Annotated in this window: 26 protein-coding genes; 11 read left to right on the forward strand and 15 right to left on the reverse strand. The window is 36.1% G+C overall.

Annotated elements, in window-relative coordinates; translation table 11 throughout:
• Positions 1–106: 106 nt before the first annotated feature.
• The 3 genes from RHP76_RS06135 to RHP76_RS06145 form a co-directional block, all read right to left on the reverse strand.
• On the reverse strand, positions 107–868 hold the full coding sequence (locus RHP76_RS06135) for an MBL fold metallo-hydrolase (protein WP_311229732.1): 762 nt from the start codon (positions 866–868) through the stop codon (positions 107–109).
• 383 nt (positions 869–1,251) lie between these two features.
• Complete coding sequence (locus RHP76_RS06140; protein ID WP_311229733.1) at positions 1,252–1,794, reverse strand: Crp/Fnr family transcriptional regulator; 543 nt, start codon at positions 1,792–1,794, stop codon at positions 1,252–1,254.
• 15 nt (positions 1,795–1,809) lie between these two features.
• Complete coding sequence (locus tag RHP76_RS06145; protein ID WP_311229734.1) at positions 1,810–3,795, reverse strand: urocanate hydratase; 1,986 nt, start codon at positions 3,793–3,795, stop codon at positions 1,810–1,812.
• Between the two features lie 289 nt (positions 3,796–4,084).
• On the opposite strand from RHP76_RS06145, the gene RHP76_RS06150 reads away from it, so the two are divergent.
• Positions 4,085–4,519, forward strand: a complete 435-nt coding sequence (locus RHP76_RS06150; protein ID WP_311229735.1) for an endonuclease domain-containing protein — start codon at positions 4,085–4,087, stop codon at positions 4,517–4,519.
• Between the two features lie 118 nt (positions 4,520–4,637).
• On the opposite strand, the gene RHP76_RS06155 is transcribed toward RHP76_RS06150, so the two are convergent.
• From RHP76_RS06155 to RHP76_RS06170, 4 genes are all read right to left on the reverse strand, one after another.
• Positions 4,638–4,931 (reverse strand): hypothetical protein, encoded by a 294-nt coding sequence (locus RHP76_RS06155; RefSeq protein WP_062671877.1) that lies wholly within the window; start codon positions 4,929–4,931, stop codon positions 4,638–4,640.
• A gap of 49 nt (positions 4,932–4,980) precedes the next feature.
• Entirely contained in the window at positions 4,981–5,967 is a 987-nt protein-coding gene (locus RHP76_RS06160; RefSeq protein ID WP_311229736.1) for a 2-hydroxyacid dehydrogenase, read from the reverse strand.
• 316 nt (positions 5,968–6,283) lie between these two features.
• Entirely contained in the window at positions 6,284–6,934 is a 651-nt protein-coding gene (locus tag RHP76_RS06165) for a protein-L-isoaspartate(D-aspartate) O-methyltransferase (protein ID WP_062671873.1), read from the reverse strand.
• Positions 6,935–7,035: 101 nt separating this feature from the next.
• Positions 7,036–7,683 carry a hypothetical protein gene (locus RHP76_RS06170; protein ID WP_120231617.1) on the reverse strand — a complete coding sequence of 216 codons (648 nt, stop codon included), beginning with the start codon at positions 7,681–7,683 and terminating at the stop codon, positions 7,036–7,038.
• Between the two features lie 134 nt (positions 7,684–7,817).
• Between RHP76_RS06170 and RHP76_RS06175 the strand changes: the two genes are divergently transcribed.
• From RHP76_RS06175 to RHP76_RS06205, 7 genes are all read left to right on the forward strand, one after another.
• Positions 7,818–8,780 (forward strand): Gfo/Idh/MocA family protein, encoded by a 963-nt coding sequence (locus RHP76_RS06175; RefSeq protein WP_034699728.1) that lies wholly within the window; start codon positions 7,818–7,820, stop codon positions 8,778–8,780.
• A gap of 1 nt (position 8,781) precedes the next feature.
• On the forward strand, positions 8,782–9,423 hold the full coding sequence (locus RHP76_RS06180) for a hypothetical protein (RefSeq protein ID WP_311229737.1): 642 nt from the start codon (positions 8,782–8,784) through the stop codon (positions 9,421–9,423).
• A 132-nt stretch (positions 9,424–9,555) separates the two neighbouring features.
• Positions 9,556–11,286, forward strand: coding sequence for a cellulase family glycosylhydrolase (locus RHP76_RS06185; protein ID WP_311229738.1), 1,731 nt, complete (start codon positions 9,556–9,558; stop codon positions 11,284–11,286).
• 66 nt (positions 11,287–11,352) lie between these two features.
• The gene (gene bla-A, locus RHP76_RS06190) at positions 11,353–12,231 is read left to right on the forward strand and encodes a CGA/CIA family class A beta-lactamase (RefSeq protein ID WP_311229739.1); all 879 of its coding nucleotides are present in this window, start codon (positions 11,353–11,355) and stop codon (positions 12,229–12,231) included.
• 31 nt (positions 12,232–12,262) lie between these two features.
• Positions 12,263–12,673 (forward strand): hypothetical protein, encoded by a 411-nt coding sequence (locus RHP76_RS06195; RefSeq protein WP_311229740.1) that lies wholly within the window; start codon positions 12,263–12,265, stop codon positions 12,671–12,673.
• Between the two features lie 10 nt (positions 12,674–12,683).
• Positions 12,684–13,580: a 3-hydroxybutyryl-CoA dehydrogenase gene (locus RHP76_RS06200; RefSeq protein WP_170872097.1), complete on the forward strand. Its 897-nt coding sequence runs from the start codon at positions 12,684–12,686 to the stop codon at positions 13,578–13,580.
• A 45-nt stretch (positions 13,581–13,625) separates the two neighbouring features.
• Complete coding sequence (locus tag RHP76_RS06205) at positions 13,626–13,865, forward strand: DUF8828 family protein (RefSeq protein WP_002977986.1); 240 nt, start codon at positions 13,626–13,628, stop codon at positions 13,863–13,865.
• Positions 13,866–13,913: 48 nt separating this feature from the next.
• On the opposite strand, the gene RHP76_RS06210 is transcribed toward RHP76_RS06205, so the two are convergent.
• From RHP76_RS06210 to RHP76_RS06225, 4 genes are all read right to left on the reverse strand, one after another.
• The gene (locus RHP76_RS06210; protein WP_062671854.1) at positions 13,914–14,324 is read right to left on the reverse strand and encodes an META domain-containing protein; all 411 of its coding nucleotides are present in this window, start codon (positions 14,322–14,324) and stop codon (positions 13,914–13,916) included.
• 485 nt (positions 14,325–14,809) lie between these two features.
• Positions 14,810–17,212 (reverse strand): phenylalanine--tRNA ligase subunit beta, encoded by a 2,403-nt coding sequence (gene pheT, locus RHP76_RS06215; protein WP_311229741.1) that lies wholly within the window; start codon positions 17,210–17,212, stop codon positions 14,810–14,812.
• 205 nt (positions 17,213–17,417) lie between these two features.
• A complete protein-coding gene (locus tag RHP76_RS06220) occupies positions 17,418–18,035 on the reverse strand; it encodes a DUF417 family protein (protein ID WP_311229742.1) in 618 nt (205 codons plus the stop codon).
• Between the two features lie 63 nt (positions 18,036–18,098).
• Positions 18,099–18,929: an AraC family transcriptional regulator gene (locus tag RHP76_RS06225; protein ID WP_311229743.1), complete on the reverse strand. Its 831-nt coding sequence runs from the start codon at positions 18,927–18,929 to the stop codon at positions 18,099–18,101.
• 237 nt (positions 18,930–19,166) lie between these two features.
• Here RHP76_RS06225 and RHP76_RS23430 point away from each other — a divergent pair, with 237 nt between their 5' ends.
• Positions 19,167–19,316, forward strand: a complete 150-nt coding sequence (locus RHP76_RS23430) for a bacteriocin-like protein (RefSeq protein ID WP_409193525.1) — start codon at positions 19,167–19,169, stop codon at positions 19,314–19,316.
• A 77-nt stretch (positions 19,317–19,393) separates the two neighbouring features.
• Positions 19,394–20,227, forward strand: coding sequence for a GLPGLI family protein (locus RHP76_RS06230; RefSeq protein ID WP_123277755.1), 834 nt, complete (start codon positions 19,394–19,396; stop codon positions 20,225–20,227).
• Between the two features lie 69 nt (positions 20,228–20,296).
• On the opposite strand, the gene dnaN is transcribed toward RHP76_RS06230, so the two are convergent.
• Entirely contained in the window at positions 20,297–21,427 is a 1,131-nt protein-coding gene (gene dnaN, locus RHP76_RS06235; RefSeq protein WP_034699704.1) for a DNA polymerase III subunit beta, read from the reverse strand.
• Between the two features lie 183 nt (positions 21,428–21,610).
• Between dnaN and RHP76_RS06240 the strand changes: the two genes are divergently transcribed.
• Positions 21,611–21,967 carry a diacylglycerol kinase family protein gene (locus RHP76_RS06240; RefSeq protein ID WP_062671842.1) on the forward strand — a complete coding sequence of 119 codons (357 nt, stop codon included), beginning with the start codon at positions 21,611–21,613 and terminating at the stop codon, positions 21,965–21,967.
• A 133-nt stretch (positions 21,968–22,100) separates the two neighbouring features.
• Here the strand turns inward: RHP76_RS06240 and RHP76_RS06245 are convergent, their stop codons facing one another.
• The 3 genes from RHP76_RS06245 to RHP76_RS06255 form a co-directional block, all read right to left on the reverse strand.
• Positions 22,101–22,559 (reverse strand): GyrI-like domain-containing protein, encoded by a 459-nt coding sequence (locus RHP76_RS06245; RefSeq protein ID WP_062671841.1) that lies wholly within the window; start codon positions 22,557–22,559, stop codon positions 22,101–22,103.
• Between the two features lie 266 nt (positions 22,560–22,825).
• A complete protein-coding gene (locus tag RHP76_RS06250) occupies positions 22,826–23,158 on the reverse strand; it encodes a gamma-glutamylcyclotransferase family protein (protein WP_288441449.1) in 333 nt (110 codons plus the stop codon).
• Positions 23,158–23,787, reverse strand: coding sequence for an SGNH/GDSL hydrolase family protein (locus tag RHP76_RS06255; RefSeq protein ID WP_311229744.1), 630 nt, complete (start codon positions 23,785–23,787; stop codon positions 23,158–23,160). Before RHP76_RS06255 ends, RHP76_RS06250 begins: the two co-directional genes overlap by 1 nt.
• Positions 23,788–24,167 lie beyond the last annotated feature (380 nt).

Below are 24,167 nucleotides of genomic sequence, written 5' to 3' on the forward strand. Positions count from 1 at the left end.
GGCTTCCTTCGACTAGGCTTAGGATTATGGCCCGTTCCTATTGATGTTGAGATTCTTCATTCCATTGCATTTCACTAAGAATGACAGTTTTCCTTACAAATATTAGTTAAGATTCTACCAGCATTGCTCCATCTTTCAAAATCAAATACTCCTGTCCCACTTCCTCAGAAATATTTTTCAAATCCTGACCATCAAACACCTGAGGAATATAGCATTTCTCGTGGGCAAACAATCCGTAATGGATAGGCACCAGCTTTCTGGCGTGCAGAAGATGAGCCGCAGCAAAGGCTTCTTTCAGATTGAGGGAAGCAGGAACAGGGCTGTATTCTAATCCAATGATCTCAAAGTTGACTACTACTCCGTTTACGGGTAAGAAAGCGTAATCTATATTGGGGTTTTCTTTTCCAAGCTTCCAGAATTGGTTGTGCCAGATAGTATCTCCTCCGTGAAAGATTTTAGTATCACCATCATCTACAATCCAGGAAGACTGTATTTCTCCTACGCCATCCATGGCAAATACAGGTTTGAAGGTGATGTTGTTTTCTGTGAAGGTTTCATCAATATCCAAAACGATCATTTCAACATCAGGTACAAGTTTTCTTACAATAGCTTCCAATCCTGCGTAGACGATCAGTTTTCCCTCTTTCTTTAAGCATTTTTGGATTACTCCTTTATCAAAATGGTCAAGGTGCATATGCGTAAACAGGATATAATCTGCCTGTACATGGTCTGAAAATTCTATGAGATTTTCTACAGCATCTCCCAAAACGGGTTTGTAATAAGAGAAATCTTCTACAGCATCTATTAAGATGGTTTTGTTATTTGAAGTGAGTTTTACACCTGCCCAGTTTAATTTTTGTATTTCCATATTCTTTTTTCAGCAAAGGAAGAGACTTCCGAAAGGCCAGTCAATAAACAAAAGATAATTAATGAGGGGGTTTTTAAGGTTGGAAGATGGAGGATGGAAGTTGATGCTTTCTCTACAGTTTCTATTGCCTTTTCTTTGAATTAAAAGTAAGGATTTTATATTCGCAAAGTTTTTATTGATTAACTGCAGATTCTAAGGGGGCAAAGAAGACGGCAAAGCCGTTGTCTAAGCTAATGGTAAGAGCACGCTTCATCAAATCGATTGAAAATAGATTCATCCTTTGCTCACTAATAAGGTGGATTTAAAATTGAAACTTTGCGTTAAAAAAACTCAGCAAGATAATATTAGTAAGTTCTTTTATTATCTTCAAATTTCCAGCCCTCTTACAAAATTCTTTTTCTGATTCTGCTTAAAGAGATAGGTGTAATCCCGATATAAGAAGCAAGATATTTCAGAGGAATATTCTGAATATAATGAGGTTTGTTCTTCAACAGGTATTCATAAAGGTCCTGCGGAGTGTTTTTCAGCAGAAGCATTTCCCTTTTCATTGCAGCGTTGAGCTTTCTGCTCAGATAATAGTTCTGTACGAAACGGCAGTGCGGATTTACAGCAAACAGGTCTTTCACCTCATCCAGAGTGATTTCCCATGCCAGTCCTTTGTTGATGGACTCGTAAACGGCATCAGAACTTTTTTCTTCAACAGTAAAAATATCACCGGGAAAGTAGAATTCTGCACAGATCTCGGTGTCGATATCTGAGGTACTGTTGATGTAGTATTTACGGACAAGCCCATCTTCTACAAGATAGGCTTTGTTGTCAGTAAATATGTTTTTCTTTGAAAACTCAACCTCAGCAAACTTCTCCCATACAGGATCACTATCCTCTACGTTCAGGTGTGAAAACAATTTTTTGTTGATGGTTGTCAATGTTGAATTTTTATATTACAATAAGTTTTCGTCTACAAGGTTCGGAAGTGTTACTTTCAGATTTGGTTCTGCTTCCATCGCTCTTTTAATGGTGAAAACAGCGCCTTCGTTTCTTGCCCAGCTTCTTCTTGAGATTCCGTTGTTTACATCCCAGAAAAGCATGGATTTTAATCTTCTGTCGGCATCATCACTTCCGTCAAGAAGCATTCCGAAACCTCCGTTGATTACTTCTCCCCAGCCTACTCCGCCACCATTGTGAATGGAAACCCAGGTAGCTCCACGGAAACTGTCTCCAATCACGTTGTGAATGGCCATATCTGCTGTAAATCTTGATCCGTCATAGATATTGGAAGTCTCTCTGTAAGGAGAATCTGTTCCTGAAACATCGTGATGATCTCTACCCAATACAACGGGGCCTATTTCCCCATTTTTAATGGCTTTGTTGAAGGCTTCAGCAATTTTCATTCTTCCTTCTGCGTCTGCATAAAGGATTCTTGCCTGAGAACCTACTACCAGTTTATTTTCCTGCGCTCCCTTGATCCATTGGATATTGTCTTTCATCTGCTGCTGGATTTCTTCAGGAGAGTTCTTAACCATTTCCTCTAATACTGCACAGGCAATATCATCTGTCTTCTGAAGATCTTCCGGATTTCCACTGGAACATACCCAACGGAACGGCCCAAAACCATAATCAAAACACATAGGTCCCATGATATCCTGTACATAACTCGGATATTTGAATTCTCTTCCTAATGTCGGATTTTCTGCCATTACATCAGCTCCGGCTCTGGAAGCTTCCAACAAAAAGGCATTTCCGTAATCGAAGAAATACGTTCCCTTTGCGGTATGTTTATTGATGGCTGCAGCATGTCTTCTCAACGTTTCCTGAACTTTTTCTTTGAATAACTCAGGGTTTTCAGCCATCATGGTATTAGATTCTTCAAAACTTTGTCCTACAGGATAATAACCACCCGCCCATGGATTGTGAAGGGAAGTCTGATCTGATCCGATATCGATTCTTAAATCTTCCTGATCAAATTTCTCCCAAACCTCTACAATATTTCCAAGATAAGCCAAAGACACTGTTTCTTTGTCAGCCTGTGCTTCTCTTACTCTTTTTACCAATGCATCAAGATCTTCATGAATCTCATTCACCCATTTCTGATCGTGACGGATTTTCGTGATCTTCGGATTCACTTCTGCACATACAGTAACACAGCCTGCAATGTTCCCTGCTTTGGGCTGAGCTCCACTCATTCCTCCTAATCCTGAAGTAACGAAAAGTCCTCCTTTCGGCTCTTTCTTGATTTTTCTGAAAGCATTTAACACAGTAATCGTCGTTCCATGAACAATCCCCTGAGGACCGATATACATATAACTTCCTGCCGTCATTTGCCCATACTGAGTAACACCTAATGCATTGAATTTCTCCCAGTCATCCGGTTTTGAATAGTTCGGGATCATCATACCATTCGTTACCACAACTCTTGGTGCGTCTTTATGAGAAGGGAATAATCCCATCGGATGTCCTGAATACATCACCAGAGTTTGTTCATTACTCATTTCCGAGAGATACTTCATTGTCAACAGATACTGTGCCCAGTTTGAGAATACTGCTCCATTTCCACCATACGTAATCAATTCATGAGGGTGCTGTGCTACTGCATAATCCAGGTTATTCTGAATCATCAGCATGATCGCTTTCGCCTGCTCAGATTTTCCGGGATAGTCTGTAATAGGTCTCGCCTTCATTTCATAATCCGGACGGAAACGGTACATATAAATCCTTCCGTAATCTTCAAGTTCCTGCTTGAATTCAGGAATCAGTTCTGCGTGAAACTTCGGATCGAAATAACGTAAAGCATTCTTCAATGCCAGTTTTTTCTCTTCTTCCCCTAAAATTTCTTTACGCTTCGGAGCATGGTTGATATTGGTCTCGTATGGTTTTGGTTGTGGCAGCTGATTAGGAATCCCCTGCTGTATCTGTTCTTGAAATGTCATATTACTATTTAAAGGTCTATGTTTTTAAACAATGTTTGAAGTTTTAAAGATATTCAAAATAGGAAATATAGGCAAGAGGGGAAGGAAAGAATGGTTTAAGGTTTAAGGTTTAAGGTTTAAGGTTTAAGGTTTAAGGTTTAAGGTTTAAGCAAAATTATGAAAATTGTAAATCGACTATAATTTAATATTAAATACTATATTTGAATAAACACACCTCAATTCCCCTCCTTTGGAGGGGTGGATTTCAAAGTTAACAACTTTGGAAGACGGGGTGGTCAAAAACACAACAATGAAAGAAATCCTTACTACTGTAAACGGAATTCCTATCCGCAGGAATTTCGTTGAAAACCTGCCCTACAATCCCTATTTAAAAGCATTATCAAAAGAAAAACGTAAAGCCCGGATTTTGGGAGAAGTGATCTTCTGGAAAAAAGTCCGTGCAAAAAAATTCTATACCATTGATTTTGACAGACAAAGGATTATCGGAAATTATATCGTTGATTTTTATGTAAAAACGCTTGGGCTCATTATAGAAATAGACGTTTCAAGCCATGATGAAAAACAGATTTATGACGGGATAAGAGAAGAATATCTTGAATCTTTGGGGTTGTTGGTTTTCAGGATTAGTGATTTTGATGTGAGGAATAATCTGAGTCTGGTGATGAAGGAGTTGGAGGATTTTATTGTGCTGCATTATGGAACCACCCCGTCTTCAAAAATTTAAAGAATTTTCGAATCCACCCCTCCGAGGGAGGGGAATTGCCCTTACCCATATTAGTCGTTATTCAGCATAAAAAAACCTTACTGAAATTCAATAAGGCTGGTTTTTGTATCGTTAAAATTTAAGTTAAAACATCATCGTTTTCTTCTTCATGGTCATCTTCATTATCACTGAGACTCCAGTAGTTGTTTTCTTCATCTTCCTCTCCTATTTCTTCCATTTCATCATCATCCTCAGCTCCAGGGATATCTAAGCCTTTATCAATTTTATCTTCATCAAAGTCTTCATCCAGAATAGGATTTCCGTCGCCATCGAGCGAAATATGTTTTTCTCTCTTAAATATATCTTCATTAGGGCTATAATCCATCTGTTCTAACCTCTTGTTTTGCTCATTAATATTTTTCTCTGGTGCCATAGTATTTAAGATTTTAGGTTTATATCATCAGAACAAAAATAATTCCAAGTTATGATGATTGATGAGAATAAACGTCAGGATTTGCACAATTCGGCATTTTTTCATTTTTTGAAAAAGCGATAATATTTCCTGCAGCCAGTCTGGCCATTCCATTTCGGGCTTCCAAAGTCGCAGAACCGATATGTGGCAGAATACAGACACTTGAAAGTCCCAGAATAGGATCATCTGCAGACATTGGTTCCGGATTGGTAACATCCAGGCCTGCTCCCCAGATTTTTTTATCTACAAGCGCCTGATACAAATCTTTTTGGTTATGAAAACCTCCTCTGGCCGTATTGATGAAAATCGAGTCCGGCTTCATTTGTTCAAATATCGAATAATTAAACAATTCTTTCTGTTCAGGGGTAAAATTAGCGTGCACACTCAATACATCTGAGTTTCTGATCAATTCTTCAAAAGAAACATAAGCTGCCCCCAGCTCTTTTTCTGCTTCTTCATTCTGATGGCGGTTGTGGTAAATGATGTTCATACCAAAAGCCTTTTTTGATTTTTCAGCCATTTCATACCCGATTCGGCCCAATCCAAAAATCCCCAGTGTTTTTCCATATAATTCCTGGCCCAGGGCGTGTAGAGGATCAAATGCTCCCCAGTTATCATCTTTTACTTTCTGAAAATTATAGCTTGCTCTTCTGGCAACAGACTGCATCAGTAAAAAAGCAACATCTGAAGTAGCTCTGCTCAAAACATCAGGAGTATTCCCTATCGGAATATTTCTTTGCGTAGCTTCTTTAATGTCAACGTGATCAAATCCTACAGAATATAAGGCAATGGCTTTGACATTCGGGCAGGCATCAAAAAAATTCTTATCATATTTGAAATCTCCGCCCACATTGAGTATGGTGTCAGTGTTTTTACAGTAATGAATCCATTCTTCGTAAGAAAGGGTTTCCTTTTCCGGAAATATAAGTTCCAGACCGGCCTCATTCAGCATTTCAACTCCTGTTTCGGGAATTCTTTTATTGATAAAAACTTTCATTGTACTGTTATTTAATGATTTTAAATAAAAAAACCTCACTCTCAAAAAGTAAGGTTATTGAACTTTAATATTAAAAAAATTATTTCTTTTCATCTGAATGTTTGATTCAAAATCTATATATATTTCTGTGATCGTGATTGTATACTGAGGGTTTTAATTCCATCAATTTTCATTCCGAAACGGAGTTAAAAGATTTTAAATTTTGATTAAATCCAAATGATTTTTTTTGAAAAAACGAATAAAAGTGAGCTTCTACTGATAAGATGTTTCTCACAAAGAACTGGTGTTTGAGACCACTAAGTCTACCAAATCTATTCTACTGATTTGTATTTCCAAGCATCGGAACAAATTTATAAGCTCCAAATTCTTCTTTTTCAAATTCTGTTGGACCTACTTTTGTAAATCGGTATAAAACCTGCTCATCCGTTGGACCTAATGGAATCACCATTATTCCTCCGACATTCAGTTGTTTTAAAAGTTCTGTAGGCAGTGTAGAAGCGCCACATGTAACGATAATTTTATCAAAAGGAGCAAAAGTAGGAAGTCCTGCAAAACCATCCCCAAAGCTTTGGAATTTTGGAAACAGATGAAGTTCTCTGAGTTTCTTTTTGGAAAAATCAAACAGGTCTTTCTGTCTTTCCACCGTATAGACATGAGCTTTCATCGCCATTAACACTGCGGTCTGGTATCCGCATCCTGTTCCGATTTCCAACACTTTTTCACCCGGTTTTACCTTCAGTAATTCAGACTGTTCCGCTACAGTGGAAGGATGGGAAATGGTCTGATGAGCCAGAATAGGAAATGCTCTGTCTTCATAGGCAAAATCTTCAAAAATACTTTCGATAAAAAGGTGTCTCGGAACTTCACTCATCGCCGAAAGTACATTTTCATCCGAAATACCAATTCTGTTTCGAAGGTAATCTACTAAAATCTTTCTTTTTCCTTTATGTACAAACGAATCCTGCATTTGACAAAAGTAATAAATTAGAAATTAGATTTCAGAAATTGAAGCAAAGAATTATCCACAAAAATAAAGCAATCATTTTTTGATTGCTTTGTTTTTATTTCTTAATTCCACTTTATCGGATAAGGTCCGTAAAAATCACTAAAAGTATTGTCAGCACATCTTTTTCTCACAAAAAAGTTATAATTCACTGTTTTACTTAATCCTACATAAATAGCTTTTTGACCTGCAAACACCAAATCTCCACTTGCGGGAGGAGCAGAACTTGTTGTCAAAACCGTTTCATATGCGGAAACCCCATCATTTTCCCAGGATACTGTAGCATCAAAAATAGAAGAATTCGCAGAAGAGGTTGTTTTTGAATAGGTTGCATACTCTGGCCTTACACAGGTAGTTGTAGTGCCAGCCAATACGGTAACAGGTCCTGCCCAATGGCTGCGCCCATTAGCTGTTCCACAATTTTTTCTCACATAAAGGTCATATTTATTATCTTTATAGAGAGGAAGGTTATAAAAATACTTGTTGGTGACCACTGTAGTTCCCTTTCCCAAAGTGAACCCCTGCCCCCCATACTGTATTTCAAAATATCCTTCTCCCTGGCTGATAAAGCTCCAGGAAAGCTTGTTATTTCCTTTTTCAAATATCAGATTTGTTGGCGTTCCGCATTGAGCCTGCGGATCATATGGGCTATCTCCTATACATCCTGCAGTGCATAATCCAGAGATGATTACAATCGAAATTATTCTCTTCATAGCTATTTTTCTGACCGTGAATTTAGTATAATTTCTTTAATGAATGAAGACGTTCATTCCTGACTATCACCAAGTGAAAAGTCATGTATTTTATAAATGTACATTCACTATCTTTACAAAAATTTAATACAGCTATGTTAAAAGCAGGTTTGGTAGGTGCCGGACACTTGGGAAAAATACATTTAAAACTTCTTAATCAGTCAGATAGATATGAATTTGTAGGTTTCCATGATAAAGATATTGAAAACGGAAAGAAATTAGAAGCCGAATTCGGATATAAATATTTTGAAAATTTTGATGAATTGCTTGAGCAGATTGACATGCTTGATATTGTCACTCCAACTGTTTATCATTATGATTATGCCTTAAAAGCCATTGAAAAAGGTCTTCATTTCTTTATTGAAAAGCCGGTAACCCAAACTCTTGAGCAGGCAGAAGAAATTCTTCGTTTGTGCCAGGAAAAAGGAATCAAAGCACAGGTAGGACACGTTGAGAGATACAACCCAGCGTTTATTGCTACCAAGGAATATATCAGTACTCCGATGTTTATTGAAATCCACAGGCTGGCAGAGTTTAATCCCCGTGGTACAGATGTTTCTGTGGTATTGGATCTTATGATTCACGATCTTGATATCTTATTAAGCATTGCGAAATCCAAAGTGAAAAATATCCACGCAAGTGGTGTTTGTGTAGTCAGCAAAACTCCGGATATTGCCAACGCAAGAATAGAGTTCGAGAACGGATGTGTGGCCAACCTTACGACTTCCAGAATTTCTATGAAGGCGATGAGAAAGAGCAGATTCTTCCAGAAAGATGCTTATATTTCCGTTGACTTCCTTGAGAAAAAGGCTGAAGTGATCAGAATGAAAGATGCTCCTGAAAACCCTACTCCATTTGATATGATCATTGAAAATGCAGAGGGAGAAAAGAACCAGATTCTGTTTGAATATCCAAATATCCAGCCTAACAATGCTATTCTGGACGAATTAAATTCTTTCGCTGATGCGATTACTGGCGACAAAAATGTAGAAGTTTCTCTTGAAGATGGAACTGAAGCATTGAAAGTGGCTTTAGAGATTATGAAACTGATCAGTTAACATGAAAATAAAGTCTGCACTATTTTTGGCAGCAATCACAATGCTATCTTGTCATCAGAAAAAAAATGGTTACGAGATAGATTGTGATGATCAAAAAAAGCAGGCACAAAATGATTTCAATTATAAAAATTATACCTGGACCAATTTCTCTGGCTTAGGCTATGATTATCTGGGTGAAAAGGAATTTATAGAGCTTCTGAATCAGAATCATATAAAAACAAAGCAAATTCCCATATCTTGTGTAAGATTTCCGAATGATCAGTATGAAAACTGCCGGGAAATCGAGATGAACAGACTTATTTTAAAAAGATTCGGAAAGAAATTTATAGACTCATTGCGCTTTACCGCAAAGCAACTGTTTATAAAAAATCATCCCGATGAAATATTTTCATATGAAGAATGTGATGATATTTCGCGCTATCCTAACTCTACCGCAGACAATCAGTTTGAAAAACTACAAACTGATTATCTAAAAAAATTTCCTACTCCCCAAGGATATAAATCAAAAAAGGAAAAGTTTTATTCCTACACTTCAGCTTCTTTTATTATTACTAAAAACGGAAAAATTAAGGATTTATCAGTAAAAAGTGAATTTCAAAACAAAAAAACAATATATTTGAAAAACAATTCAATAAACAATTGAAAGATTTTGTTTTACACACGCAATGGATTCCTGGCAGAATAAATGGTCTGAATGTAGATTCTTACTATGATGCCACCATTCATTATGACTAATTTCTAAAAAATTCCTATTATTTAAATCATTGAAACTACTATGAAAAGAGCCATTCTATTATCCGCACTTTTATTGTCTCAATTTGGGACATCACAATTACTGAAGACTTCAGGACAAAAAATCGTTAATGATAAAGGTGAAAATATTCAATTGAAAGGCCTTGGGCTCGGCGGTTGGATGCTACAGGAAGGATATATGCTGAAAACTGCTGATTTTGCAGGCCCACAGTATAAGATTAAGGAGAAAATTGCAGAATTGATTGGTGAAGACGGAATGAATGAGTTCTACAAAGCTTACCTGAAAAATGGAATCACAAAGCAGGATATCGACTTTTTAGCCAAAGCAGGATTCAATTCTATAAGGTTGCCGATGCATTACAACCTTTACACCCTTCCTATTGAAAAAGAACCTGCAAAAGGAAAAGATACATGGCTAGATGAAGGTTTTAGAATGACTGACGACCTTCTTCAATGGTGCACCGATAATAAAATATACCTTATTCTAGATCTTCATGCTGCACCGGGAGGTCAGGGAAATGATGCGAACATCTCTGATAATGACAAATCCAAGCCTTCACTTTGGGCTAATGAAGAAAACCAGAGAAAAACGATTGCGCTTTGGAAAAAACTAGCTGAGCGGTATAAAGATAATCCATGGATTGGAGGGTATGACCTAATTAACGAACCCAATATCAATTTCACCGGGAAAAACCCGAATGGCACAGATGAAATGTCTAACGCTCCACTTTGGAAGCTTCAGAAAGACATCACTGCAGCTATTAGAGAAGTTGATAAAAAACATATTATTTTTATTGAAGGAAACGGATGGGGAAACAATTATAACGGGCTTCCTGCGATCTGGGATAATAATATGGCCTTCAGTTTTCATAAATACTGGAATTACAATGATGATCAAACCATTCAATTCGCGCTGGATCTCAGAGAGAAACACAATATGCCGATATGGCTTGGGGAAACTGGTGAGAATTCCAATGTATGGTTTACCGAGCTGATTCAGCTTTTGGGCAAGCATAATATAGGATACGCCTTCTGGCCGATGAAAAAGATTGATAATATCGCGGGAATTACCAATGTAAAAATCACGCCTGAATATGAAAAGCTGTTGGATTACTGGAAAAACGGAGGTGAAAAGCCTTCTAAAGAATATGCCAAAAAAGCTTTACTACAGATTGCCGACAATTATAAACTGAACAATACGGAAATTAAAAGAGATGTAATTGATGCGATGTTCAGACAGATTACAGATGCTTCTACAAAACCTTTCAGAAATCACCAGGCTCCGGGAAGAATATTTGCTTCAGAATATGATTTGGGAAGAATGGGGGCTGCGTATCTGGATAAGGATTTTATTAATCTCTGGGTAAGTGATCCGGCTAAAAGATCGGAATGGAACTCCGGACAGCAGATGAGAAATGACGGGGTGGATATATATAAATGTAATGATAAAGTTACCAATCAGTATTATGTAGGAAAAACAGAAACCGGAGAATGGCTTCAGTACACATTTCAGTCCAAAGGAGACAAAAGTTATTCGATGGATATCACATATTCTGCGGCCAACGATTCTAAAATAAGAATTGAAACGGCTTCAGGAAAAGTTTTAGCTACAGTATCATTGGCATCGACAGGTGGAAATGAAAACTGGAAAACGGTATCAGCAAAAAACATCAGCCTTCAGAAAGGTGAAAACAAGATCAGAATTGTCTTTGAAAATGACGGTGTTAATCTGAATTATTTTGAATTAAAATAGTAATAATTGTCTTAAATTGCAGCTCTCTTCCGGTCTTCAGAAGAGGGCTTTTTTAATGATCATATTATGAAAAAAACAGCATTCTTTTTTCTTCTGATTTCAGCATTTACCTTTGCCCAGACTTCTTTATTAGAACAGAAAATAAACTCAATCCTTAAGAACAAAAAAGCTACTGTGGGCGTTTCTGTCCTAGGTTTTGAAAATGGTTTTACATACAATAAAAACGCAAACAAAAAGCTGCCAATGCAAAGTGTATTCAAGTTTCACATTGCCGCAACGGTTCTGAATGCCATAGACCAGGGAAAGCTTTCTCTGGATCAGAAAATTAAACTGGATCAGTCAAATTTACTCGAGAATACATGGTCGCCGCTTCGTGATCAATATGCCGGGAAGAATGCAGAAGTTCCGTTAAGTGAAGTGATTGAATATACGGTTGCCAAAAGTGATAACAACGGCTGTGATATTCTTCTCAGGTTATTGGGAGAAACCCAGACTGTTCAAAAATTCATAGATTCCAAAGGGGTACAAGGTTTTCAGATCAAATATAATGAAGAGGACATGCATAAAGACTGGAATGTTCAATATGAAAATTACAGTACTACAAAATCAGCAGTCGATATCCTTAAAAAATTCTATGACGGGAAAATACTTTCCAAAAAATCTACAGATTATCTGATGAAAGTACTATGGTCTACTTCCACAGGATTGAATAAAATGGTGGAACAACTTCCCAAAAACACTCCCGTGGCAAGAAAAACGGGAGCTTCCGGGAAAAATAAAGCAGGTTTGACAGGTGCGGAAAATGAAATAGGAATCATTACTTTACCGAGTGGAAAACATTATGCATTAGCCGTATTTGTCAGTAATTCAACGGAAACGGATGCAGTCAACTGCAGGATGATTTCAGATATTTCCAGGGAGGTTTGGGAATATTTTAATAAGTAAAATTTTAAGCTTATTTTTAAAGCGATTTAACATGAAAAAAATAATAATAACAACGGCTCTATTCGCTTTCACATTCTTTTACGCTCAGAAGAATCAGAATTATTTAGAGATCAGCTACGGAAGTGTATGCTGTGGCCCTGCCTCTGATAAGCCTGTGATGAGCTTTCTGAAAGAATTTAAGAACAAAAGCCAGATCAAAAGCCTGGAAGTCCTGATCAAAAAAGGCATGGGAAGAGAAGGTGAATATACATTGTATGTTGGCACCGACTTTCTTACAAAGAATCAGAAAAAACGATTGATAAGAGGTTTAACGGCTACTGTTTCCAACCAGAATAACAGTAAAAAAAGCCAGAGTGTAGGAAATGTTACCTTTGACTCTACAGCTGTTGTCACACAATCGGATCTTACAGACGCAAAAAATTTAACTATCTATAAAAAATAAAGGAAAAATGATTAAAAACATTGTAGTTATCGGAGCGGGAACCATGGGGAATGGTATTGCACATACTTTCGCACAAAGCGGTTTTAAAGTAAATCTTGTAGATGTATCCCAGGAAGCTTTGGACAGAGGTTTAAAAACCATTACTACGAATCTTGACAGAATCATTGCAAAAGGAAACCTTACAGAGGAGCAAAAAGCTGAAACATTAGGTAACATCACTACTTTTACAGCATTGAATGATGCTGCAGGTTCTGCAGATCTTATTGTAGAGGCAGCTACAGAAAACCTGGATCTTAAATTAAAGATCTTTGGTCAGATGGATGAACTGGCTCCTGCCAACTGTATCCTTGCAACTAATACTTCTTCTATTTCTATCACAAAAATTGCTGCGGCTACCAAAAGAGCTGATAAAGTAATCGGAATGCACTTTATGAATCCGGTTCCTATCATGAAACTGGTAGAAATTATCAAGGGATACTCTACTTCCAAAGAGACTTTTGATGCCATTTATGAAATGAGTAAAACTTTGGGTAAAGTTCCTGTAGAGGTAAATGATTATCCAGGTTTTGTGGCCAACAGAATTCTAATGCCAATGATCAATGAGTCTATCGAAACCCTTTATAACGGAGTGGCTGGTGTAGAAGAAATTGATACGGTAATGAAACTGGGAATGGCTCATCCGATGGGTCCGCTTCAGCTGGCAGACTTTATTGGTCTTGATGTATGCCTTGCCATTCTGAACGTAATGTATGACGGTTTCAAAAATCCTAAGTATGCTCCAAACCCATTGCTTGTGAATATGGTGACAGCCGGAAAACTTGGTGTAAAATCAGGAGAAGGGTTTTACGATTATTCTGAAAGCAAAAAAGCTGAAAAAGTTTCAAAAATGTTTTTGAAGTCATCTTAAATCAATAATTTTATTTATCTTTGAGAAAGTTAAAACATTAAAAAAATGAAATTACCAAAGTTTTTATTAGCAGATAATTCGGAATTTCCAGAGGATCTATTCGTAGTTCATACAGAATATCCAAGATTTATCCTAAACGTTGAGGAAGAAGAAGTTGAGTGGTTAGATGATCTTGAAGGTGATGATGAAGAAACGATGGCAGACGAGGCTACTAAAGTAGTAGAAGCAGCGTTCAAATGGTGCGACGAAGAGTTGGCTAAGTACGACGAAGAAGAGGAAGATTAATAACACTCTAAACATAAAAAAGGAACTCAATTGAGTTCCTTTTGTTTTTTATTCTGATTTTGTGAATTTCAATAGCAAAAGATTGTCTTTGTACAATTCTAAAGTATTTCCGGAAACCACATATTTGTTAGCTTTTCCCATCATATCCATAAAGTTCTGCTCTACTCCGATGTTGCTGCACATCATTTTCGTAGATCCCATCTGTCCCGCTGCAAAACTTCCTGTAGACGGATCTATTGTAGCTGTTCCGAAATAGTTGTTACATCCTGCATTTCCAGTGATCTTTTCTCCTTCAATATTTAATGTCGGAACTTTACCTTTTACCGTTTCAGCCAGTGTCCATTTTGTGCTGGCAAGAGCAGGCTGAGCTTTTCCTACTTTAGATGCAGACGGGCTTGTCATGGATCCACATGAAGCCAATACTGCCGCTGTACATATACTTAAAAAAAGATTTTTCATTTTTTTCTTTTTGAATTAACCCAAATTTACGGAAATTATATTATTTAAACGGGTTGCCGTGAATTTTATTATTCTTTAACATTTGATATTTTGAATATTTTTCAGAGCAAAAGATCTTATTATACAGTCATAAGTTGGAAAACGCAATGGCATAAATTTCTTAATATACAGCAGGTTTAAGACTCAAAGATTTTATCTCCGATAAAATTTTTCGGTGTCTTTGTCATTCCGAGCAAAGCAAGGAATCTATACTATAATTGGGTTATAAAATATATTGAGACTCCAAGAAATGATAAAGCCTGTGGATAATTTTTTTTATATACGATTTCTATTTTAACACTAATGACACTAATCTTTTCACTAATATCACTAATATGATTCAATAGGAACGGAATTTAGCTCAAGCCTAACAACAACGCAATAAAACAAAAAAACGGACTTAAACAAGTCCGTTTCTATTATGTTGAAATATGTATTTTCAATGATTAAGATCTCAACTCAGCGTTGAATTCTTTCTGGAAAGCTTTGATCAGAGAATCCATTACCTCTGTAATCTCTTTTTCTTCCAGTGTTTTTTCTTCGTTTAACAGTTCGAAGCTCATTGCATAAGACTTCTTACCTTCAGGAAGATTTTTACCTTCATACACATCGAACAGATTAATGTTTTTAATGAATGGAGATTTGTTCTTCTTAGCCGTCTGATATAGATCCTGATAGTTTACCGTTTTATCAATCAATAAAGCTAAGTCTCTTCTGATTTTGTTGAACTTCGGAATATCTTTGAATTTCAATTCATTTTTAGAACGTAACTCCTGAGCAAATTCCAGTTCAATTTCTGCATAGAAACATTCCTGATCAATATCAAAGTCTTTCAATAAAGCAGGCGCTACTTTTCCGATTCTTACCAATGTTTTACCATCCGCTTCATATACCAATGCATCAGAGAATCTGTCATCAGTTAGAGCTACTTCTTTGTAATCTACAGCCAATCTTTCCAATAAAACTTTTACATACGCTTTAAGGTTATAGAAGCTTACCGCAGATTTTGGCTGAAGCCAGTTTTCTGCAACATCTCTTCCGGAAACCAGTAATGCCAGTTGTTTTCTTTCTTCGTATTTATCTTTTTTGTGATAAATTTTTCCTAATTCGAAGAACTTGATATCCTGATTTTTTCTGTTGATGTTATATACTGTATTCTGAAGAAGTCCTTCCAATAAAGACTTTCTCATGAATGCCAGATCACCGCTTAAAGGGTTCAATAGTTTTACAGCATCTGTTTCGTCTTTTACAGAAGTTAAAGAGTTGTTCATTACTTCATTGAAACCAAGGCCTTGTAAAGTTCTTGCCCAGCTGTTTTCCAGTTCGTCCTGATCGTTAGCACTTAGCTTAACAGGAGTAAACGAAATCTTCTGTGGAGCATCAATTTTATTGTATCCGTAGATTCTTAAAATCTCTTCAATCACGTCAATTTCTCTTGTTACATCTGCTCTGTATGCAGGAACTGAGATTTCGAAACCGTTTGGAATTTCATTTAAAACCTGAATTTCCAATGCTTTTAAGATTTCCTTTACTTTTTCTCTGTGGATTTTTGTTCCTAAAATCTGCTCAATTTTAGAGAATCTAAGGATCACGTAATTGTCCTCTATTTTCTTAGGATATTCTTCCAATAAGTCACCTACCAATTTACCTTCAGCAATTTCCTGAATCATTTTAATAGCGTGAGTGATGGCTGTTCTGGTAAGATTCGGGTCTACTCCTCTCTCAAATCTGAAAGAAGCATCTGTATTCAAGCTATGCGCTTTTGCTCCTTTTCTCACTGCAATCGGGTTGAAGTAAGCACTTTCAAGGAATATTGTTTTTGTAGTTTCAGATACTCCTGAATTCTCACCACCGAATACTCCGGCAATACACATTGGTTTATCTTTACCATCTTTGATCATGATTTCAGAACCATTCAATGTTCTTTCAACACCATCTAAAGTCGTGAATTTCGTTCCCGGTTTTACTACACCTACTTTCACTTTTTTATCTGCAATTTTATCTGCATCAAACGCGTGAAGCGGCTGTCCGTATCCGTGAAGAATATAGTTGGTAATATCTACAACGTTATTAATCGGGCTTAGTCCGATCGCTCTCAGTCTGTCTTTCAACCAGGACGGTGATTCTGCTACCTTTACGTCTTCAATCACAGCACCGATATATCTTGGACACAATTCTGCATCTTCAATTTCCAGTTTGAAATCATGAGTTCCTTCGCTATTCAAAACTTCAGAAGCTACTTTATTAAATTGTGACTTCAATTGGTTCGTAGAAAGATAAGCGTGTAAATCTCTGGCAACACCATAGTGAGACATGGCATCTGTTCTGTTCGGTGTTAAACCGATTTCAAAAACCTCATCATTGGTCAACTCAAAATAGTCTGCAAAGTTTTTCCCTACTTCATATTTTGTTTCATCCAGCACCATAATTCCTCCATGATCTTCGCTAAGGCCTAGTTCGTCTTCTGCACAGATCATTCCCTGAGAAACCTCTCCTCTGATTTTTGCTTCTTTAATTTCAAAAAAGTTTCCTGTTTTATCATAGATTTTTGTTCCAACAACGGCTACAGGAACAGTCTGTCCTGCTTCAACATTCGGAGCTCCGCAAACAATGTTCAACACTTTTCCGTTTCCTACCTCTACTGTTGTCTTCTTCAGTTTGTCAGCATTAGGATGTTTTTCGCAGGTAAGTACTTTACCTACAACAATTCCTTCCAGGCTGCCTCTTACACTTTCAAATTTATCTATCCCTTCAACCTCAAGACCTATATCTGTAAGGAATTCACCGATTCTTTCAGTTTTTGATTCCGTTTTTACAAAGTCCTTCAGCCAGTTGTTTGATATTTTCATTTGTTAATCTATCTACTTATTTAATTCGTCAGATGTGTCCTATGGTTTCATCTGCTCTATTTTGAAACTTTTATTTGAAATCCCACCATTTTCATGGATGATTTTTCGAGCTACAAATGTCGTGTTTTTTTGAGAAATAGAGAAATTTAGAAGCGATTTTAAGATAATAAATTTTCGTTAATCTTTGTGCTGCTGGTTCATGAAACTATTGGTCCAATGGTCTCACCAGCTTCTTCAGGCTATCAGAAAATAATACCAACCCTCCGGCCATCATGATAATATCCTTCAATACGAGACGTCCTGCTCCTGACAGATAGGGAAAACCATACTGGGGAGTTGCATAATCTCCCCCCAGATTCGGTACATATACTTCAGGAGTGGTGACCAGAAATGACAGGGTAACCAATGACATTAAAAATGTTAAAGCACCTCCAATTGTTCCAATTTTAGGAAACCAAATCCCCAGTAATACCATAACTCCTATTACAACGATCATTGTCCCTAAACCGTAGGAAAAGGCATATGTTCCGTTTTCCTGATGCCAGTCAATATTTTTCTGAACCACTTTTCCTTCAGGATTTTTATACAAAGTATATTCTGCAACCCGTTTTTTATCTTCCTTAATAACTTTATGGTCTGCATTTTTGTAGAAAAAACTCATCAAAGGGCTGTTGGCAACGAAAGGAACAATTCCATCAGCCTCGTAATGAAAGGCTTTCAAACCTCCAATCCAGGCCATAACAATGAAAATCGCAATTCTGAGAAAGTTGAAAAAATAAGCGTCCCATTGTAGTAGCCTATGGTAAAGTCTGTAGTTTTTCATGTGATTTATTTTTTACCAAAGGTATTCACATGCACAGAGCGCCAACATAGACATTTCGGGACATTACATGGACATTTTTGCCACCACAGAAATTCCTACTTTTTCTCTGTAATTTTTAGGTGAGCAGCCAACCGATTTTTTAAAGTACCTGCTGAAATAAAATTCATCGGCAAATCCTAACTCTGAAGCAATTTCCTTGACAGACCGATAGGTTAAATGAAGCAGTTTCTTAGATTCAAGAATGATTCTCTCATTGATAAGCTGTGTGGGTGTTTTGGCAAATTCTTTTTTTACCGCTTTGCTTAATGTACTATTGGTAATGTTCAGTTTATCGCTGTAAAATGACAGTTCTTTTTCTGTTTTAAAATATGTTTCCAGCAGTTTCTGAAATTCTGCAGCATTTTTATTGGGAAGCTTTTCATTAGAAATTATGCTGTTTTCAATACTGCTTTTCTGTTTGCTTCCGATAGCAAGAATGAGCTGGATATAGGTTTTGATAATGGATTCAGAAAACGGATGCTTTTCACTTTCTTCTTTTTTGATATGATTAAAAAGCTCAAGAATATAATTGAAGTTTTCTTCTGACAGCTCAACCCCGGGATTCAGATAAATATTATTGAAAAGAAGCCCGTTGCAGGCCACTTCTTCTTTATGATATTCTATACAGTAATAATCTCCATGAAATAAAAGTACATGAATATTTTCCTCCGTTTCCGAAACCAGTTTCATCTTCTGATAAGGGGAAAGAAACAGGATATTGTATCCACTATAAGAATAGTTAATAGCGTCTACAGAAAAAATTCCAGAACCTTTCCATAGAATCACGCTGTAATTTTCTGTAGTGAACTCAGAAGGAAAATCTGAAGTGTGGTAAGACTGTATCTTTATTTTCATGATGAAAATTGATCGAAATAAACGTTTTAAGTTAGAACAAAACTACTAAAAAAGAGGCACTTTAAAAGTGACAAATAAAGTAATAATAGTAATTTAAAGAATATTACAAATTAAAAACATAACCAATAGAGATTCATTTACTTATAAATAGATTTTTTTTAGAAAATACGGTTTCCCACAATTAAAAATAAAAAATTATATATAAATTTAAATTACAAATTTTAAAATAAATGCATTATGAAAAAATTAAAAAAATTATCACGAAACGAATTGAAAGATTTAAAAGGCGGAACATCTTATGGTGACATGTGCGTACGGGCAACAATGATATTTGTGCTCAGTACGGACTTGAATGTGGACTTTACATTGGAAGAGATAATTCCGTAGGAGAATGGGCAGCTTTTAGATGTATGTAGATAATTTATCCCCTTTTTTCAAAAGATGGGATTTATAATAAACTTAAAATGTATAAGAAATATACTTTTAAAAAGGTCATATTACTTCTTTTTTTCCTTGCATATATTATTGTTCCTTCTCAAAGTTTAACAATTATGTATGAACTTGTCTATAGACCTTCAACATTATATAAAAAAACAAAATCCAAAATATATTATCTGGATATTTTAAATCAGGAATCAGTTTTCCGTGATGATACAAGAAAAAAATCAGATTCTATGATCTATTATGGGAATGGCTATGGAATGGGTTATCCTAACATTAATGAGCAAATATATCTGAAAAAAAACCTAAAATCAAATCAATTTTTCAGATATTTCACATCAATGATAAGTAGGGATAAATTTTATATTCCAATTACTAATGTCATGAATTGGACATTAACTGACGATATCAGAATGATTGGAAATATAAAATGTCAAAAAGCTGAAACAACATATGGAGACAGACATTGGACAGCATGGTTTTCTCACGAAATTCAAATATCCGAAGGACCATATATATTTCATGGTTTGCCTGGTTTGATTATAGAAATATATGATGATAAGGAAGATTATTTATTCCGATTAATTAAAACTCAAAAATTTGACCATAAAAATTTATATACATCAGAAGAAAATGGTGGAAAAGAAATCAATTGGGAAGTATTCAAAAAGCTTATGCAGGATTTCTATAATGATCCTTATGCATACATAAAAACATCAGGATATAAAGCAATGACTGATGATGGAAATGGAGGTATGAAAAAGTTAAATTTCAGAGAATCAACTTTTGAAATCCAAAAAAGTTTAAGAGAAAAAAACAATCCTATAGAGCTAAATCAAAAAATTGATTTTAAATAAAATCACCAAACACTAATTCATAAACAAAAGCCGGAAAATTCCGGCTTTCTATTATTTATTATAGTAATATTATAATCCGATTACCGGCATTGATAACATTAAGATATTTTCATTTTCTTCAAGACCATCAAGAGGTTCAATGATTCCTGGTCTGTTAGGCTGAGACATTTTCATGGTAATATCATCAGATCCTAAAATCGTAAGCATTTCAGTTAAGAATTTGGAACTGAATCCGATATTGATATCTTCTCCGTTGTAGTCGCAAGGAATCTGCATGTCTGCTTTATTTGCATATTCAGTATCTTCTGCATGAAGGTGAAGAATATTTCCGGAAAGCTTGAATCTCACCTGATTGGTAGATTTGTTAGACATGATAGACGCTCTTTTGATTGCTCCCAGCAACAGGTTTCTGTTGATGGTCAATACATTTGGATTTTCTTTTGGAATTACCGCTGTATAGTTTGGATATTTACCATCAATCAGTCTACAGATCCAGATATGCTTACCAAAAGTAAATTTAGCCATATTCTCATTGAAGTCGATGGTTACGTCTTCATTGGAACTTGCCAGGATATTTTTGAAAATGTTAAGAGGCTTTTTAGGCATGATAAACTCCATCGGTTCGGCATTCATCAGGTCTGCTCTTTTGTACACCACCAATCTGTGGGAGTCTGTAGAAACGAAATTGGTTTCATTTTCTCCAAACTGGAAAAGCACTCCTGTCATTACCGGACGAAGAGAGTCGTTACTTGTAGCAAATAGTGTGTTTGTCAAAGCTTCAGACAAAACTCCTGCCGGCATCGTTACACTTTGGGAAGCGTCGAATTCCGGTAATTCAGGATAGTCATCAGCATTGTCTAATGCTACTGCGAAATTATCTTTTTCATCTAAAATCTCAAGCTGGCTTCCGGTACCTTCGGCATTGTCTTTTACAACAAATGTCAGAGGCTGTTCACCATATGTCTTGATAAAATCCTGAAAAATTTTAGCAGGAACAGCAAATTTACCTGTATCATCAGACTTTACTTCCAGGGAAGTAACAAGAGTTGTCTCGCCGTCAGATGCTGTAATGGTAACATTATTTCCGTCTAATTCAAAAAGATAGTTTTCTAAAATCGGTCTCGATTGAGAGCTTGATATTACGCCACTTACAGTTTGCAAAGCCTTCTGCAGTTCACCACTTGAAATAATAAATTTCATAGATTTATAAAATAAGTTTCTACAAATATAATAAATACATACAACAAAGAAAAGAATAATATGGAGGAGTTTTTAACAAAGATCCTTAATTTGTTTTGAGCCTTGACATTATGCATATATTTCTTCGAAGAATCATTTTTTATCAAAATACAAAGGCTATCTTTGTCTGAAAAGTTCAGAATTATGGAAAAACCTCCTATTCATAAAAGTTTTCTCAATGCTTTCAGGGGTGTTTTGATGATGATAAAAACGGAAAGGAATTTCCAGATTGAGCTCATCGCATTTTTTGTCAATCTCTTCCTTATTTTTTATTTCAACCTGAGCAGCACAGACACCGCTTTGGTTCTTATTGCCTCATTCGCTGTTTTAAGTGCTGAAATTTTTAATACCGCTATTGAAAAGATCTGTGATATCATTCAACCTGATTTCGACAAAAGAATTGGCTTTATTAAGGACATTGCTGCCGGAGCTGTATTGCTGACAGCCATTGCATCTGTGATTGTCGGAGTCTTGGTGTATGGGAAATATGTTTTTAGTTAAAATTGGGGAATTGTTGACAAATATTGTTTAACCACCCCGTCAAAAATTCAAAGAATTTTTGACACCCCTCCGAAGGAGGGGAATATCACGTCTTCAGTTCAAAGGTTGTGAAGGCAAGTTTTTTCACTTTTTGTTATTTTACAGCGATGAAAATATCTACTTCGGCATCTGAAGGATTTTGTGCTTTTTCTCCATACACTTCAAAATCGGCGGTAAATGTTCTGTTCAAACCCATTTCCCAGATTTTTAACCATTCGTTGATAACCAACCCTTTTGAAAGGTCTCCTTTTGGGACAAATTTCAGATATTCTCCACCATCAAAAGAATAGCCAACCATTCCTTCCGGGATGTTATCAAGGTTTTCGACTTTACATCCGAGAACCGTTGTATAAGGTTTTGTATGGTCTTTTTCGTAATCTGTATAGATGGAATAAATGGTATTGTCTATTTTATTTGGAATTGAATTGACAATATTCTCGCTGATCATTTTCTCCCATAAAACTGGAATATCTTTTCCTGCCTGTCCATTTTCATTGGTTGTTCTTACAGAGATCCCGATCACCTTAAAAGGTTCTATTTTTACGTTATTCATTTATTGATTTTTTGTTAGCACAAAGATAAAAACAGGTCGTGACAAGGGTATGTCAGGAGTTTTTTTAAGTTTGGGCTGAAGCCAGTGAATTTATTTTTATGGGATAAGTGGGCTAAAGCCCACTTCTATTGAATATTAAATTGGTCATATTAGCGAAATCTGCGAGAGAACATTCTAGCTTAGATTTCTTCCTTTGCTCGGAATGACAAAGAGACCGTTGGAATTTCATAGGAGATAGTGAGATTACTTCACGTTGCTTGCAATGACTATTTCCCGACATAGATAAACCCTTCTTTTCCAGATTTAAAAACGGTTTCGATTCTTTTGTAATCATCCACTTCGTATTCATCTGCCTGAAGAATTTCTTCTTCTGTCACCTTAAAAAGTACTCCTTCTACCTGGTCATTATCATTCCCCGAAAATTCAAGTACAGGATGGTATTTCTGACCGCTTCTCCGAAGTACTTCAGGATCTGTAATTTCAAGCATACTTAATTTATAGCCTGATAAGATATCTTTTTCACCTTGTAAAATTCTTCCAAAAGTTTCAAGCTGTACCTGCTCTTTCTGCAGGGTTCCATAAGAAAATAAATTAGGCATTACAGATACTTTTCAATGATTGGAATTGCGATTTCGGCCATCATTCCATAGCCTTTTTCATTAGGATGCACACCGTCTGCAGAAAGCAGAATTTCTTTATCATCCAGGAAAGCAGAATAAAAATCTATATATCCCAATGAGTCTTCTGCTGCAATATTTTTCAAAATTTGATTGTAAACAAGCACATCTTCATTGATTCTTTTCTTCCCGGAGCTGACTACTACTCCATCTATTTTTTGAGAGAAAGGAAGAATGCTTACAAGATAAATGGCATTGGAAAACTGCCTGGCATGTGCGACAGCTTCTTTGATATTGGTTTTAAATTTGTCAGGATCTACAATCTGTACTCCATCTTTTACCGCAAGATCATTGGCTCCATAGCTTAGAAAAACGATATTTCCATCAGCAGAATTTCTTGCAGCCAATTCATGAGGAATTCTTTTGAGCAATCCTTCTGTGGTTTCTCCTCCTATTCCGAGATTGAACAGGATCAGTTCATCTCCATTTCCTTCATGAAATTTCTGCAGGGCATATCTTTTCAGAATATCTACCCAGCCGCCAAAAACTCCGTCATATTCTCCGTAGGTAATGCTGTCACCGAAGAACAGCCCGTACATAATTTTCTTCATTGAACTTTATTGTTTCCTGTTTTGTTGAAGTAAAAGTATTAAGAAAAAATCGTTTAAGGGAAATAATTCTCCTCAATTTTGTGTGATTTTTAACGCAAAAGACGCTCATGGTTTAACTTTTTATGTTTTCGTTCGCAAGGGCGTTTCACTTAGCTATAGACCAATTTGTACCCTGGTTGAATAAACTTATTTGAACCATTAAGATTTTTGAAGGAATAAAGAATTATTAAGGCAACAGCTAAAGCTATTATGAAGCAGAATTTCCTATTCATCGGCGATGAATCTTAACTTTTCTTACAATCTTTATTCTTAATAGTTAAATTTTTGACGCAAAGGTTTTATTGTGAGTATGTTTATCCAAGGAAGCAAAGAATGAATCA

It is taken from the genome of Chryseobacterium sp. SG20098 (assembly GCF_031844745.1).
Taxonomy (GTDB): domain Bacteria; phylum Bacteroidota; class Bacteroidia; order Flavobacteriales; family Weeksellaceae; genus Chryseobacterium; species Chryseobacterium cucumeris.